General features: G+C 65.6%; 12 protein-coding genes. 8 read left to right on the forward strand and 4 right to left on the reverse strand.

Annotation, left to right across the window (positions count from 1 at the left end; all coding sequences use genetic code 11):
- Positions 1-17: 17 nt before the first annotated feature.
- On the reverse strand, positions 18-161 hold the full coding sequence (locus BMX17_RS25855) for a hypothetical protein (protein WP_170845314.1): 144 nt from the start codon (positions 159-161) through the stop codon (positions 18-20).
- 106 nt (positions 162-267) lie between these two features.
- Here BMX17_RS25855 and BMX17_RS03125 point away from each other — a divergent pair, with 106 nt between their 5' ends.
- The 3 genes from BMX17_RS03125 (at position 268) to BMX17_RS03135 (ending at position 3,029) form a co-directional block, all read left to right on the forward strand.
- Positions 268-735 (forward strand): DUF4112 domain-containing protein, encoded by a 468-nt coding sequence (locus BMX17_RS03125; protein ID WP_092657547.1) that lies wholly within the window; start codon positions 268-270, stop codon positions 733-735.
- Between the two features lie 46 nt (positions 736-781).
- Entirely contained in the window at positions 782-2,263 is a 1,482-nt protein-coding gene (locus BMX17_RS03130) for an AMP phosphorylase (RefSeq protein WP_092657549.1), read from the forward strand.
- A gap of 85 nt (positions 2,264-2,348) precedes the next feature.
- On the forward strand, positions 2,349-3,029 hold the full coding sequence (locus BMX17_RS03135) for a hypothetical protein (protein WP_092657551.1): 681 nt from the start codon (positions 2,349-2,351) through the stop codon (positions 3,027-3,029).
- Positions 3,030-3,208: 179 nt separating this feature from the next.
- Here BMX17_RS03135 and BMX17_RS03140 read toward each other — a convergent pair whose 3' ends face one another.
- Positions 3,209-4,753, reverse strand: a complete 1,545-nt coding sequence (locus BMX17_RS03140) for a (R)-citramalate synthase (protein WP_244514926.1) — start codon at positions 4,751-4,753, stop codon at positions 3,209-3,211.
- 159 nt (positions 4,754-4,912) lie between these two features.
- The gene (locus tag BMX17_RS03145) at positions 4,913-5,380 is read right to left on the reverse strand and encodes a DUF192 domain-containing protein (protein WP_092657555.1); all 468 of its coding nucleotides are present in this window, start codon (positions 5,378-5,380) and stop codon (positions 4,913-4,915) included.
- 148 nt (positions 5,381-5,528) lie between these two features.
- Between BMX17_RS03145 and BMX17_RS03150 the strand changes: the two genes are divergently transcribed.
- Both BMX17_RS03150 and BMX17_RS03155 read left to right on the forward strand, forming a co-directional pair.
- A complete protein-coding gene (locus BMX17_RS03150; protein WP_092657557.1) occupies positions 5,529-7,268 on the forward strand; it encodes a sensor histidine kinase in 1,740 nt (579 codons plus the stop codon).
- 72 nt (positions 7,269-7,340) lie between these two features.
- The gene (locus tag BMX17_RS03155; protein ID WP_139203410.1) at positions 7,341-9,113 is read left to right on the forward strand and encodes a histidine kinase N-terminal 7TM domain-containing protein; all 1,773 of its coding nucleotides are present in this window, start codon (positions 7,341-7,343) and stop codon (positions 9,111-9,113) included.
- Positions 9,114-9,118: 5 nt separating this feature from the next.
- Here BMX17_RS03155 and BMX17_RS03160 read toward each other — a convergent pair whose 3' ends face one another.
- Entirely contained in the window at positions 9,119-10,765 is a 1,647-nt protein-coding gene (locus BMX17_RS03160) for a methyl-accepting chemotaxis protein (RefSeq protein WP_394327890.1), read from the reverse strand.
- Between the two features lie 266 nt (positions 10,766-11,031).
- Between BMX17_RS03160 and BMX17_RS03165 the strand changes: the two genes are divergently transcribed.
- The 3 genes from BMX17_RS03165 (at position 11,032) to BMX17_RS03175 (ending at position 14,242) form a co-directional block, all read left to right on the forward strand.
- Positions 11,032-11,616, forward strand: coding sequence for a DUF7097 family protein (locus tag BMX17_RS03165; RefSeq protein WP_092657564.1), 585 nt, complete (start codon positions 11,032-11,034; stop codon positions 11,614-11,616).
- 42 nt (positions 11,617-11,658) lie between these two features.
- A complete protein-coding gene (locus tag BMX17_RS03170; RefSeq protein ID WP_092657566.1) occupies positions 11,659-12,207 on the forward strand; it encodes a GMP synthase subunit A in 549 nt (182 codons plus the stop codon).
- Positions 12,208-12,343: 136 nt separating this feature from the next.
- Positions 12,344-14,242: a DUF2070 family protein gene (locus BMX17_RS03175; RefSeq protein ID WP_092657568.1), complete on the forward strand. Its 1,899-nt coding sequence runs from the start codon at positions 12,344-12,346 to the stop codon at positions 14,240-14,242.
- Positions 14,243-14,308: the final 66 nt, after the last annotated feature.

Raw genomic sequence — 14,308 nt, forward strand, 5'->3', positions numbered from 1 at the left:
CGATTCGCCGGGCGCGACTACAGCCCGACGAGGTCGTCCAGTTCCACCTCGTCGAGGCGGCCACCGCAGACCGCACACTCCTCGACGTGGTCGGGTGCCGATCCACCTTCCATGTGCAGGTTGCCGCAGTCGGTACACACCTCGAACTCTGCCTGAAGCATACGGGAGCGGATCCCGTCGCCTGTCGGATGTGTTTTGTGGTGATGTGTCGGAACAAAAATAGGAGTGGCGTCGGCCTTATCCGTCGCCGAACCGAACCCCTCGGGTATGAGCGGGGATTTGGCGGCACGGCTCGACGAGACGTTCGACGGGGACCCGCCGGACGACGTCGACGAGGCGGCGCTCGACCGGCTCAAAGCCGTGGCCTACGTCATGGACGAGAGCATCCGGGTCCCGGGCACGGAGGTCCGGGTCGGCCTCGATCCGCTGGTGAGTGCGGTCCCGGTCGTCGGTGACGTGATCAGCGGCGGGCTCTCGCTGTACATCGTCGTCGAATCGGCGTATCTCGGCGTCTCGTACGCCACGCTCGCGCGAATGCTCGTCAACATCGCCATCGACGTGGGCGGCGGGGCCATCCCGTTCGTCGGGACCGTCTTCGACGCGCTCTGGAAAACCAACGTGCGCAACGTCGAACTCCTGCTCGACGAACTGAGCGGCGAATCACAGCCGGGCCCGGTCACGGACCCGGACGAACCCGAGCCGGTGCTGATCGAGGTCGACGAACCCGCCGACTGAGGACCGTTCTCCCGACACTTATAGTCTCGCGCCGACAGGCTGAGGCATGAAGCTGCAGGCCCGGGAGATCGATATCGGGACCCGGACACCGACGGTGATCCTCAACGGTGCCGACGCCGCCGAACTCGGTGCCCACCCGCTCGACCGCGTCGAGATCGACCACGACGGGGGTACGGTCGTCGGGATCGTCGAGTTGACCGAGGAACTCGTCGCCGAGGGTGAGCTGGCGGTGACGCGCCCGCTCGGCCACATCGAGGGCGAGGTCACGGTGACCATCGCGCCCAGCCCCAGTTCGGCCTCCTACGTCCGGAAGAAACTGGACGACATCGAACTCGAAGCCGGAGAGATCGAAGACATCGTCACGGACATCAAGTACGATCGGCTCACGGACGCGGAGCTGTCGGCGTTCGTCACCAGCATCTATACGAACGGGCTCTCGCGGGCCGAGATCGTCAATCTCACCGAGAGCATGGTCGCCGCCGGCGAGACCATGCACTGGGACCAGGCGGTCGTGGCGGACAAACACTCCATCGGCGGTGTCGCGGGCAACCGAGTGACACCGATCGTCGTCCCAATCGTCGCCGCGGCGGGCGTGACCATCCCCAAAACGTCTTCGCGGGCGGTCACCTCGGCCGCCGGCACGGCGGACACCATGGAAGTGTTCTGTGACGTGGAGTTCGGTCTCGACGAGATCCGCGAGATCGTCGCCGAGACCGACGGCTGTATGGTCTGGGGCGGTGGCGTCAACCTCTCGCCGGTCGACGACAAGATCATTCGCGTCGAGACGCCCCTCTCGCTGGACCCGCCGGGGCAGATGATCGCCTCTGTCCTCTCGAAAAAGAAAAGCGCCGGCTCGACCGAGATCGTCATCGACATCCCCTACGGCGAGGGGGCGAAGGTACCCAGCCTCGACGCCGCCCGAGAGATGGCCGAAGACTTCGACCGCGTCGCCGACGCCCTCGGGATGGCCGTCGACTGCGCGATCACCCGGGGCAACCAGCCCGTCGGCACCGGGATCGGCTGTGGCCTCGAAGCCCGGGACGTGCTCGCGGTCCTCCAGGGCGAGGGGCCCGACGACCTCCGGTCGAAAGCCGTCACACTCGCGGACATACTCCTGTCGGCGTGTAACTGTGACGAGTCGGCCGCCGCCATCCTCGACGACAGCCGCGCGCTCGCGAAGTTCCGCGAGATCGTCGCCGCACAGAACGGGAACCCGGACGTGACGGTCGACGATCTTCCCATCGGGAGCCACACGGCGACGGTCGACGCCCGGCGCGAGGGCAGGGTCAGCCACGCCAACAACCGGCTGGTCAACGAGTGTGCGCGCCGCGCCGGCGCACCCAAGGACAAGGGTGCTGGGCTCGATATCGCCGCGAGAGTCGGCGACGCCGTCGAGGCGGGCGAGGCGCTGTTCACGATCCACGCCGAGACCGCCGAGAAACGCGACGAGGCCGTCCGGTTCGCCCGCGAGAACCAGCCCGTCCGTGTGAACGCGCCCGACGAAGCGCTGGTCGAGCGGTACGGGTGACCTGTAGTCAGAAGAGCCTTCTAATTTCGCACTTCATTTGAATAGCTCCCGAATCCTTTTGGCTCAATACCACATTTTGTTCTCTATGATGCCTCTTTCTCCATTCAAACCGATTGAAATTCTCCAGACAGAAATTCATAACCGACTCACACCGAGGGAGAAGGAAGACCAATTACACACCGAATTACGCGGGGAAGAATACGAATTCACTATTATAATTGATGGGGAAGCAAGAGATCTAACGCTCAGTATTGAGAATTTAGGGATCGACTGCAATGACTCTGTCAACATCGGTCTCCGATTAGAAAACTACGAACTTCCAACGTCGCGCGAGGGATGGGAAGAAGACCTAATTTATGTTTATATTCACTCTTTCCTTCGTGGTAAGGAATCAGCCTCTGAGCTTGCCAACCCCTTGATGGCGGACTTATCAATAAGTGGGTATAGCCCACATGACGTTCGAATCAGTTTCTGGGTTTCTACAACTGCTAAATCAGGCATTTGGGATGCAGTAGCGAGAGTAGCATTTGTGATTTCTCAGTATCACGAGGATTGGTTTGAGAATCTACGGGAAGTTCGGGACGAATGGTCAGAAATCTATTTTGATGAAGATGGGGAGATTCCGATGGGAGTCGGAACTGAGATATCCGAATGTGTTGAGGAACAGGATCCATTTCAGGGGTATGGGTTGGTGCTGGATTATATTCAGTACAAGGATGAGGAACAGCAGGAGAGAACCGAACCCTCGGCATTATCAAACCGATAAATACGCACATTCATTGTGTCTGCCGTTGTACACATTTCTCGCTGAAACTACTATCCGTCGAGCGGCGGAGCCGCGAGGCGGTTCACCGGACGCGAACGGAGTGAGCGTCCGGGAAGTTTTTATACTAAATTTTTGCGACGAGTGGTTCGCGCGAAGCGCGAACCCGAGGAAGTAAAAATTTAGTCGTCAGCCAAGACCTGCTCGGGTTCGTTCTCGATCAGGCGGTCGATGGCTTCGACCATGGCCTCGACGGACGCTCTGGTGATGTCGGCGTCGGAGACGGCGACGGTGACGGTGTTGTCGCCGCGGGACATCTCGACTTCGACGGTGACGACGGCGTCGGTGCCGCCGGTGATGGCGTCGACGTGGTAGGAATCGAGCGAGGCGTCGGCGGCGCGGCCCAGCGCCTGCTGGACGGCGGAGACGGCGGCGTCGACGGGGCCGTCACCGTGGCCCGACGCGACGCGTTCCTCGCCGTCGACTTCGACCCGGACGCTCGCGGTCGGGGTGCCCGACCCGCTCGCGGCGGTCATCTCCAGGAGCTTGACCCGGCGCTCGCGGTCCTGGCCGACGACTTCCTCGGCGATAGTCAGGAGGTCGGCGTCGGTGACGCGCTTGCCCCGGTCGCCGATGGCCTTGACGCGTTCGACGACCGCGTCGATCTCGTCGTCGTCGGCGTCGATCCCGTGTTCCTCGAGGGCGGCGGCGACGCCGGCGCGGCCGGCGTGTTTCCCGAGGACGAGCCGGCGCTCCCGTCCGACTTTCTCGGGCGGGTAGGGCTCGTACATCGAGTCGTCTTTCAGGGTGCCGTCGGTGTGGATGCCGCTCTCGTGGGTGAAGGCGTTCTCGCCGATGACGGCCTTGTTCGGGGCCAGCGGGACACCGGTCGTCCGGGAGATCAGCTGTGCGAGGTCGTACACCTCGGTCAGATCCATCGGCTGGACGTCGTAGCCGTGGTCCAGCGCGATGGCGACCTCTTCGAGGGCGACGTTGCCGGCCCGTTCGCCGATGCCGTTGATGGTGCCGTGGACGAGGTCGGCACCCGCGGCGACGCTCACGAGGGCGTTCGTCACAGCCAGTCCAAGGTCGTCGTGGGTGTGAGTGCTGGTCGGGCCGAGGTCGGTCATCGGCTCGATCCGTTCGAGCGTGTCGTCGGGCGTGGCGTGGCCCACGGTGTCGGCGTAACAGATCCGGTCGGCACCGGCGTCCATCGACGCGCTCATCAGCTCTTCGAGGTACTCGACGCGGGCACGAGAGCCGTCCTCCGCGATGACCTCGACCCAGAGGTCGTGGTCTTTGGCGTAGGCGACCAGTTCCTCCGTGTTCTGGACGTTGTCTTCGTGGGTGGTCCCGACTTTCGTCTCGATGTGCTTGTCGCTGCCCGGGACCACGATGGTCACGCCGTCGACGTCACAGTCCAGCGCGAGGTCGATGTCGTTCTGGATGCCTCGCGAGAAACTCGTGATCGTCGCGTCGAGATCGAGGTCGGTCACGCGTTTGATCGTCTCGCGCTCGCCCGGCCCGGTGCAGGCGCTGCCGGCTTCGATGAAGTCTATCTCTGCTCGATCGAGTCCGCGGGCGATGCGCGCTTTCTCCTCGGGCGTCAGCGACACACCCGGCGCTTGTTCGCCGTCGCGCAGCGTCGTATCGAGAAACTGTACGTCGTCGACGTCACTCAGGTCCCGGAGCTGTGGGTGGCTCCCGAAGAAGCTACTGTCTGTCACGGTGTGTCCACCATCAGGCAGAACCGAGAATTTCGCATCCAGCCGCCTTGCGGCGACTTCCTCTATCCTCCGTCGGGGTATGGTCCGACATTGTACCCCACCATTGACCAGTCCCGCGCATTAATCTATTGGATTCGAGACAGCGGCCGAACGCACGACTCACTCGGTCGTGTCGGCGGCCGGGTCGTCTTCGGTCGAGACGGCCGTCGGATTGTCGTCGGTCGGTTCCGCGTCGCCGTCCGGTGGTTCCCCACGTTCGACGACCACTCTGTCGCCGACTTCGACGCCCTCGGCGCTCCCGGCGGCGAGTTCGATTATGGTGTCGGCCTTGGCGACGCCGAGGCCGGTCCAGGGCGAGAGCGTTGCCATCTTCACGACCTCGTCGTCCCGCAACCAGAGCACGTCGAGCGGCGTCCGGACGAACAGCATATGGATCACCCGCCGGGGCACCGTGTCACGGAGTCGGTAGAAGAAACCGGGCTCACCGAACTCGAAGACCAGTGCGTAGTCGTCGGACACCGTCGACTGTCCCATCAGCCCGATCGTCTGTGAGACGAACGAATCGGCGAGGTCGACGGTCGTCGCCAGCGCTCGCCGCTCACCTGCGGCCTCGTGCACGACGCGCATACCCCTCGCTCGCCCGGTGCCGACAAAACGTTTTGGTCGGGGCCCGTGCCGTCGTCCCTGCGTTTCGGGTCCGATCGCGGGCCCGCTGCGTTTCAGGCAGTGAGAACTGGAGGGGATAGTTGAAATTAGGGTGGTCAGTAGAGCGACTATGGCCAGTAGTCTCTCGACCGTCGCGCTGGCGTACTACACGCTACCGGCGGTTGCGACACTGTTACACGCCGTCCTCGGCTACTGGATCTATCGTCGCCACTGGGACCGGGCAGGGGCAAAGTGGTTCGTGATCACGCTCGGTACCGGCGGGCTCTCGGCCTTTTTCTTCTGGATTTACCTGCTTGCCCCGCCGGTGGGGGTCAAGCGAGCGCTGTTTTTCCCCATCGTGCTGTTCGCGTTCTGTTCGTACATCTCCTTCACCGTGTTCACCGGCAGGTACACGGGCAGTAACTTCCATCGCCACTGGCTGGTCCGCGCCGCGTTCGCGATCATCCTCGGCGGGTTCGTCGTGCTCTCCCTGTTCAGACCGGCCGGCCTCTACACCTCCAACGTCCGGTTGATCCAGGAGCCGATCACCTACTACGCCTACGAGGTCGAGGCGGGACTGGGTGGCATCTACCTGCTCATCTACCTGCTCGGCGGATACAACATCTACAAGCTGTTCGTGTACACGCTCTCGACGTCGGCGCAGGCGACGAGACAGCTCGCACTGCTGATCGCCGCCGTGCTCTCGGTCATCGGCATCACCGCCGCGAGCGAGTTCGGACTCTTCCCTGCGGAACACCTCAACCACGCCACCTACGCGACGATCCTGTTCAACGTGTTCGCGACGCTCGCACTGTTCCGGTTCGACCTGTTGAACGTCCAGCCGGTGGCGCGCAACGCCGTCGTCGAGAACCTCCGAGACCCCGTCCTCGTCCTCGACAGCGAAAGACGCGTCGTCGATTTCAACGAAGCCAGCACCCGGATCTGGCCCGACCTCGACGCCCACGTCGGCGAACCGTTCGAGGCCGCCTGTCCGACCCTGGCCGAGGAAGTCGATCCGGCGGGCGACGACGAAGGGGCACGGCTCACCATGCCGGCTGACGGGCGTGACCGTCACTATTCGGTCACTGTCTCGCGGGTCGCCCGGCGTGACGGCGACGACGAGTGGCTCTCGGTCCTCCTGCGGGACGTGACGGCCCTCGAACAGTCCCGCTGGCAGCTCCAGAAGCAAAACGAACGCCTCGATCAGGTCGCCTCCACCATCTCCCACGATCTGCGCAACCCGATCAACGTCGCCGACGGCTACACCGAAATCCTCCAGGGCATGATCGACGAGGACGGTCTCGACGCCGACGAGGGCGAACAGGCGCTGACTCACCTCGATCAGATCCAGACCAGTCACGACCGGATGGAAGCGATCATCGACGACATCCTCACCATCGCTCGCGAAGGCAAAACCGTCGACGAGACCAACCCGGTCTCACTGGCGACGGCCGCCAAAGACGCCTGGGAGAACGTCGACACGAGCGACGCGAGGTTGACCGTCGACGGCGACTGCACGCTCCAGGCCGACCGCTCGAAGTTTCTCTCGATCCTCGAGAACTGCTTCCGAAACGCACTCGACCACGGACCCCACGACGTGACCGTCGAAGTTGGCGCGACCGCGGACGGCTTCTACATCGAAGACGACGGCCCCGGTATCCCCGCAGAACACGCGAGCAACGTCTTCGAGTACGGCTACACCACCACCGACGAGGGGACCGGGCTCGGCCTCTCCATCGTCAAGACCATGGCCGAATCCCACGGCTGGACCGTCGATCACGACACCGACTACGATGACGGCGCACGCTTCGTGTTCAGCGAGGCCAGTAGCGAACCCGTGACCGAGACCCCACCGTCCGTCGTGGAGTGACCGGTCCGCGGACCGCTACACCGGCCAAGCGGTTTCGGGACGTGTAACTGGACGAGAACCTATATTTGTCGATTGGTATCTAGAGCCATGGCCGTCTCGGCGATGTACCTGGCGTACGTCGGCCTGCCGGTCCTGACGGCCGTCATCGGCGTCGGGTTGATCTACTGGATCTATCGGTTACAGTGGGATCGGCCCGGTGCGAAGACGTTCGTCCTGCTCTTGCTCGTCGGGAAGGTGTGGATGCTGTCGGTGGTCGCCCACATCGTCGTGTCCGATCCGGACCTCCAGCGGGCGGCCGCGATGCTGGAGACGAGCGCCGCCTTCGGCTCCTACGGCCTCTTCGCCGTGTTCGTCTCCCAGTACACGGGATCGGGATTCCACCGCCATCCGATTGCACAGGCCGCGCTCGCCGCCCTCGTCGGCGGGACCACCGTCCTCTCGTTTACCAACTGGTCGCACGGACTGCTGTACCAGCGGCTCGTCTTCCGGCGGGAGCCGTTCACTTACTACGAGTTCGTCTACGAGCCCGGCTTCATCGTCCTGATCCTCCTGCTGGCGGCGGTGATCGGCTACGCCTGGTCGGTGCTGGTGAAGTACCTGCTCTCCACCTCTCAGCGGTCGGAGGTGCAGTTGGTCCTCCTGCTCGCGGGCGGGCTCGCCATCGCCGTCGCGCAGGTACTGGGGAAAGCCGGCGTCTTTCCGGCCGCGGGGCTGGCTCACGCTGCCTACGGTGCGCTCCCGTTCAACGTGTTGACCACAGTGGCGCTCTTTCGGCTCCGGCTGTTCGACATCCAGCCGGTGGCGCGCAACGCCGTCGTCGAGAACCTCCGTGACCCGGTCCTCGTCCTCGACGAGGACGGCCGCGTCGTCGATTTCAACGGGGCCAGCACCCGCATCTGGCCCAACCTCGGCGAGCACGTCGGCGAGCCACTCGGGATCGCCTGTCCGGACCTGACCGATGCGGTCTCGTTCCCCGAGACCAGCGAGGAGACCGCCGGACGGCTCACCGGCCAGTTCGACGGCGCGGAGCGGCACTACTCGGTCAACGTCGCGCAGGTCAGCCGCGGCCGCGACGACCGTCACTGGTACTCCGTTCTGTTGCGGGACGTGACCGCGCTGGAGCGGTCCCGCTGGCAACTGGAAAAGCAGAACGAACGCCTCGATCAGGTCGCCTCCACCATCTCTCACGACCTGCGCAACCCCATTCAGGTGGCCGACGGCTACACCGAGATGCTGGACGACATGGTCGCGGCGGACGGCCTGAACGCCGCCGACGCCGACGAAGCCCAGGCGTACCTGCGAAAGACGAGCGAGACTCACAGCCGTATGGAGGCGATCATCGGTGACGTACTCACCATCGCCCGCGAGGGCAAAACCGTCGAATCGACCGAACGGGTCGCCCTCTCGACCGTCGCCCGCGACGCCTGGGCCAACGTCGACACGAAAGACGCCACACTCACCGTCGCCGACGACCGACGGCTCCAGGCCGACCGGAGCAAGCTCCTGACGGTCTTCGAGAACGTCGTCCGCAACGCAGTCGACCACGGCCCCGAGGACGTGACCGTCGCGGTCGGCGCGACCGCGGACGGCTTCTACATCGAAGACGACGGCCCCGGTATCCCCGCAGAACACGCCGACGACATCTTCGAGTACGGCTACACGACCACCGACGACGGCACTGGGCTGGGACTCTCCATCGTCGAGACCATGGCCGAGTCCCACGGCTGGAGCGTCGAACTGGAGACACCGGATGGAGAAGGGGCGTCCGCGGGGACGCGATTCGTCTTCACCGGTGTCGGCGGTGGCTCGGTCGTCGACGATCAGGATCCACAGCCCACGTCCTGAGCCGGTCAGTCGTCTGCGGGGCGGGACGCGCCGCCGATAGCCGCGTCGGGCTGGCGGGACGCGTCCGGGAGTCGAAACCGGTCGAGGAGGTCAGTCAGGTCGCTCGCTTCGGCCGACAGCGACTCGGTCTGCTCGGCGACGGCCGAGACCGACGCAGTCTGCTGGCGGGCGGCCGTGGCGACGGTCTCGGTTTCGGCGGCGGTCTCCTCGCTGATCGAAGCCACCTCGTCGACCATGTCGACGACTTCCTGCGTGGTCTGGGCCTGGTCGTCGGTCGCCGTCGAGATCTCCTTGACGCTCGTGTGTAACTCGCCGACCACCGCGACGATGTCCTCGAAGTTCGATAGCGTCCCCTCGACGGTCGCGATGCTGTCGGTCACCTGGTCGTTCATCTCGCGGGCGCTCGCGGCGGTATCGTCGGCCTCACGCTGAACCTCGGCGATGAGCTCGGACATCTCGTCGGCGGAGTCGCGAGCCTCGTCTGCCAGCGCCTTCACTTCGTCTGCGACGACGGCGAAGCCCTCACTGTCCTGGCCGGCGCGTGCAGCCTCGATGGAGGCGTTCAGTGCGAGCAGATTCGTCTCCTCGGCGATGGCCTCGACGTCGGCGACGATCTCGTCGATCCGTCCGATCTTCGTCGCGAGCCCCGCAACGTCCTCGGCAGTACGGTCGATACGCGCCTCGACCGCGTCGAGTTCGTCGATAGCGTCAGCGGCAGCCTCACGCCCCGACCGACCCCGCTGGGCGGCTTCCTCCGCAGTCTCGGCGACCTCGTCGGCCGAGGCTGCAATCTCTTCGACCGTCGCCGAGAGTGTGTTCATCTCGGTGGCGATCTCCTGCAACCGGTCGCTCTGGGTGGCCGCGCCCTCGGAGATCTCCTCGGTCGAACCGGCGATCTCGTCGCTGGCGCGATCGATCTCGACCACGGAGGACTGCAGGTCGTCGCTCGTGTCCGCGACCGCACCCGCGAACGCCGCCACGTCGCCGATGGTGTCGGCCAGCGTCGCCAAGAGGTCGTTGTAGTTGTCGACGACGGCCGCGTGACTGTCGTCGTCGGCGTCGAGTTCGACGGTCGCGGTCAGGTCGCCCTCGCGGGCCTGTTCGGTCGCGTCGGCGAAGGCCGCGGCCATCGCTTCGAGGCTCGCGGACCGTTCTTCGAGTTCGGCGGTCATCTCCTCGAGTTCCGTCGTGTAGCCGTCGAGTTCGTCGGCCATCGTCGACAGCGACTCGCCGAACTCGCCGGGGACCGCTTCGTCCAGGACCGGCGCATCGAACTCCTGGCGGGCCAGGGCGTCGGCCTGTCGGGAGACCGTGGTCAGGTACTCGCTCATGTCGGCGACGGCGTTGGTGAGCGAACCGACCTCGTCGGGCTGGTCCGACCGGGTGGCGGTTACGTCGAGGTCGCCGGTCGCCACGGCCGCGACCGTCCGTTCGAGTTCTTTGATCGGCGTGACCAGATCCTCGCGCGTGATCAGGAGCGTGTTCAGGAAGGCGACGACGGCCGCGACGACGAGCGCGCCGACCAGCGCGACGCGGACCAGTCCGGAGACCAGAAACGGGAGGACGGCCTGGGCCAGTGAGATCGCGAACTGGATCACCACCGCGGCGACGACCTTCCGCTCGACGGAGTCGGTCACGCCGAGCCGATCCATCGTCCCCCAGAGCAGGGAGCGGTACCGATCGAGAAATGCGTCCATACATTTCGACTGTCTCGATGGACACGTTTTAACGCTCGCTCGATTCTCATTGAGTGAAATCCCATACGGGCGCGATGGGCAGAGAGGTCGAGGAACCACACTGTCGAATTCATCGCTGATATCCCCGGTGAGCGTGAGCCGGGCAGTCCCGCAACCAGACATCCGGGCGGCGGAGACCGAGAGCCGGGCTATTGAAACCGGAGTGGGGCCAGAGACGAGGTATGGAGAAGACGCCGACCGGCACCACCGTCGGGGTCGACGACCCCTACGCCCACGTCGACCGGTGTGACCACCTCACCGACGCGGGGAAGTGTCGGTTCGCGGTCGAACAGGGCGACCGCGATCCGGCCTTCGCCGACGCCCGTAGCGCCGAGGAGTTCCAGTGCCCGGTCGCCGGCGACCGCGACGAGGAGGGCCTGACCGGCCCCTGGGAGTGGGCCGACTGCCCGCACTTCAGCTGTCGGGACCACGGCCGGCGCGGCGCGGGCGGCGCGACCGCGAGTCGGGAGTGTGCCCGCTGTGGGCTGGAATCGCGACGGCTGGCCCACTCCGACGAACGGCCGTTGCTGGAGGAACACCACCTCTCCTACGCCGACGGGGCCGAGGAGGACGGCGATCCGAGCCACGAGATCACCGTCGTCCTCTGTCGCTGGTGTCACTCGAAGGTCCACGACTCGTGGGCGCGTATCGGCGACGACGTGAATCCCGACGCCGAGGCCATCGCCGAGGCCGAGTCCCGCCGCGCCCGCGAGCAGGACGAACTCGACTTCTCCTCGGCGGCCGAGCGGTTCGACCGCGACCAGTGAGTTTCGGGCGACTTATCCGTCCCGTCGGTCTGTGTCCTCCCAATGACGCGTATCGACGTGGTCGACAACCACGGTCAGTTCACCCACCTGGAACACCGCGCGCTCCGGGACCTGGGCGTGGACGTGGAACTCATCGACAACACCACCCCGCCCGCGGAGGTTGACGCCGACGGCCTCGTGCTCTCGGGCGGTCCCGATATCGAGGACATCGGCAACTGCCCCGACTACCTCGAGCTGGACGTGCCCGTGCTGGGCATCTGTCTCGGGATGCAGATCATCGCGGCCGAGCTCGGCGGCCGGGTCGACGCCGGCGACTACGGCGGCTACGCCGACGTGACCGTCGAGATCACCGACGACGCCGATCCCCTGATCGGCTCGCTCGCACCCGAAACGCGGGTGTGGGCCAGCCACGCCGACGAGGTCAAGGAAGTCCCCGAGGGCTTCACCCGAACCGCCAGAAGCGACGTGTGCGGCGTCGAGGCGATGAGCGACACCGAGCGCAACCTCTACGGCGTCCAGTGGCACCCCGAAGTTTCCCACACCGAAGAGGGCGAAGCCGTCTTCGAGAACTTCCTCGGGATCTGCGAGTGAGCGGTCTCCGGGCGGTCGCTCCACCCTCTTTCGCCATAGCGGGCCCGAGAGTGGATTTTTCACCGGGTATGTGAACGATCCACTACAGTCAGGAAGGCATCAAGAACTATAGCGGAGGGGAATCCAACCAGCAACAATGACCCAGACTCAGGGCGATCTCGCCGGGCTCTCGCGGTTCATCTTCCGCGCGCCCAACTGGTATTCGACCATGACGTTCGCCCTCGTAATCGCCGCCGTCACCGGCGTCGCCGTGTTCGACGGCCGGTTCGTCCTCGGTGACGCGTGGGAAGGGATCTTCTTCATCGGCCTGCCGACCATCGCCGCGAGCGTCCTCACGCCGTACGTCGACGGCCGGCTCGGCGGGCAGTTGACACCCAACCGCGCGTCGCTGCTGGCGCTGACCTGTGAACTCGTCACCGTCGCGGTGCTGGTGGTCGCGGGCCTAATCGTCCTCGTCACGGGGCCCATACAGGACCTGGTCCTCGCAGCGCCCGTCGTCGACGCGCTCGGCCAGCAGTTCGTCTTCGACGCGCTGTTGCTCGCGCTGGCGTCGATCTTCGCGATCCGGCTGTTCGTGATCGTCGCCGTCTCCAGACACTCCCTGCCGGTCGCGGCGATCCCCGCCAGCATCCAGACCGTCGCGGCCGCCGTCCTCCTCTTTATCTACAGCGGGACGCTCCGGTTCCTGGAGGTCGGTGGCCCGATCGTCAACGCGTACCTCTCCCGGCGCGCGGCGGCACCCGAGGAGCTGTCGGTCGTCGTCCCGCAGGACTTCGCGGTGCTGGCCGCGGTCTGTCTCATCTATGCCGGCGGTGTCGCGCTGTTCCTCCGGGCCATCGACTCCCCGTGGCGGCGGAGTCTCGACGTGTCCGTGCTGGATTTCGTCCGCGGGTTCATCGGCCACATCGCCGAGGGTACCCGCGAACTGGAGGATTTCTTCGAGGAGATCGGCGAGGAGGCGATGGTGCCCGTGACGGTACTGGTCTTCCGGACCGAGAACGGCGCGGAGAAAGCCCGCTTCGTCCTGCCGATGATCCACCCCGGCCCGATGGGGGATATCGGCGGCGGCAACCTCCCCGAGCGAGTCGCCCGACGGGCCGAGGGGCTTGCGTTCCCGCCCCACGCCACTGCCGGTCACGATTTCAACCTCGTGACAGAACGGGAGGTCGACACCATCCTCGACGCCGCCGACAGCGCCATCGGGGAGATCGAGTTCACCGACGAGGCGACGGTCTCCGTCCGGGCCAGTGAGGGGGACGCGAAACTCGTCGGGCAGGCCTTCGGCGACGACGCCCTCGCGGTGGCGACCTACGCCCCGGAATTCGCCGACGACGTGGAGTACGCGGTCGGGCTCTCGGCGGCCGCGGAGGCCCGCTCGGCCGGCCTCGACGACGTGATGCTCGTCGACGCCCACAACAGCAACAACGGGCTGGAGGGCGAGGACCTGGGCCACGTCACCCCCGGGAGCAGGCGGTCGTTCGACATGATCACCGGGGCCGGCGCGGTCGGGGAACGACTCCTCGACGCCGAGCGCGGCCAGCCGAACCTGGGCGTCGCCTGGGACGAGACGCCCTGGGAGCCCGAAGAGGGGATCGGTCCGCTCGGCGTCCGGGTGGCCGTCCTCGAAGTCGGCGAGCACCGCACCGCGTACGTGCTGGTCGACGGCAACAACATGGAACCGGGCCTGCGGGGGACGCTCGTCGACGCCATCGAGGGCGTCGATCACGCCGAGGTGATGACGACCGACACCCACATCGTCAACACCGTCGAAGCGGACAACCAGGTCGGCGCGGCCATCGACGACGACGAACTCGTCGCTATCGTCACCGAACTGGTAGCACAGGCCACCGACGACCTCGAACCGGTCGAGGCGGGCATGGCCTCCGAGCGAGCGGCGGTCACCGTCTTCGGCAACGACCGGACCGAGACACTCGCGTCCCACGCCAACGCGATGATCTCGATGGGCGCCACGCTGGCCGCCGCCGTCATCGTCGCCGTCCTGACCATCTCGCTGTTCCTCTTTGCCCTCATGTAGTTACCGAATCTGATAACCCGACGGGACGTTTTAAGCCGCGGCCAGTCCGACCGTCGGGAAACGGCG

Source organism: Halorientalis persicus (genome assembly GCF_900110215.1).
Classification (GTDB): domain Archaea; phylum Halobacteriota; class Halobacteria; order Halobacteriales; family Haloarculaceae; genus Halorientalis; species Halorientalis persica.

Bases quoted from the DNA above. Each gene is read 5' to 3' on its own strand.
- BMX17_RS25855 (WP_170845314.1), bottom strand. From the start codon at position 161: ATGCTTCAGGCAGAGTTCGAGGTGTGTACCGACTGCGGCAACCTGCAC.
- BMX17_RS03125 (WP_092657547.1), top strand. From the start codon at position 268: ATGAGCGGGGATTTGGCGGCACGGCTCGACGAGACGTTCGACGGGGAC.
- BMX17_RS03130 (WP_092657549.1), top strand. From the start codon at position 782: ATGAAGCTGCAGGCCCGGGAGATCGATATCGGGACCCGGACACCGACG.
- BMX17_RS03135 (WP_092657551.1), top strand. From the start codon at position 2,349: ATGATGCCTCTTTCTCCATTCAAACCGATTGAAATTCTCCAGACAGAA.
- BMX17_RS03145 (WP_092657555.1), bottom strand. From the start codon at position 5,380: ATGCGCGTCGTGCACGAGGCCGCAGGTGAGCGGCGAGCGCTGGCGACG.
- BMX17_RS03150 (WP_092657557.1), top strand. From the start codon at position 5,529: ATGGCCAGTAGTCTCTCGACCGTCGCGCTGGCGTACTACACGCTACCG.
- BMX17_RS03160 (WP_394327890.1), bottom strand. From the start codon at position 10,765: ATGGATCGGCTCGGCGTGACCGACTCCGTCGAGCGGAAGGTCGTCGCC.
- BMX17_RS03165 (WP_092657564.1), top strand. From the start codon at position 11,032: ATGGAGAAGACGCCGACCGGCACCACCGTCGGGGTCGACGACCCCTAC.
- BMX17_RS03170 (WP_092657566.1), top strand. From the start codon at position 11,659: ATGACGCGTATCGACGTGGTCGACAACCACGGTCAGTTCACCCACCTG.
- BMX17_RS03175 (WP_092657568.1), top strand. From the start codon at position 12,344: ATGACCCAGACTCAGGGCGATCTCGCCGGGCTCTCGCGGTTCATCTTC.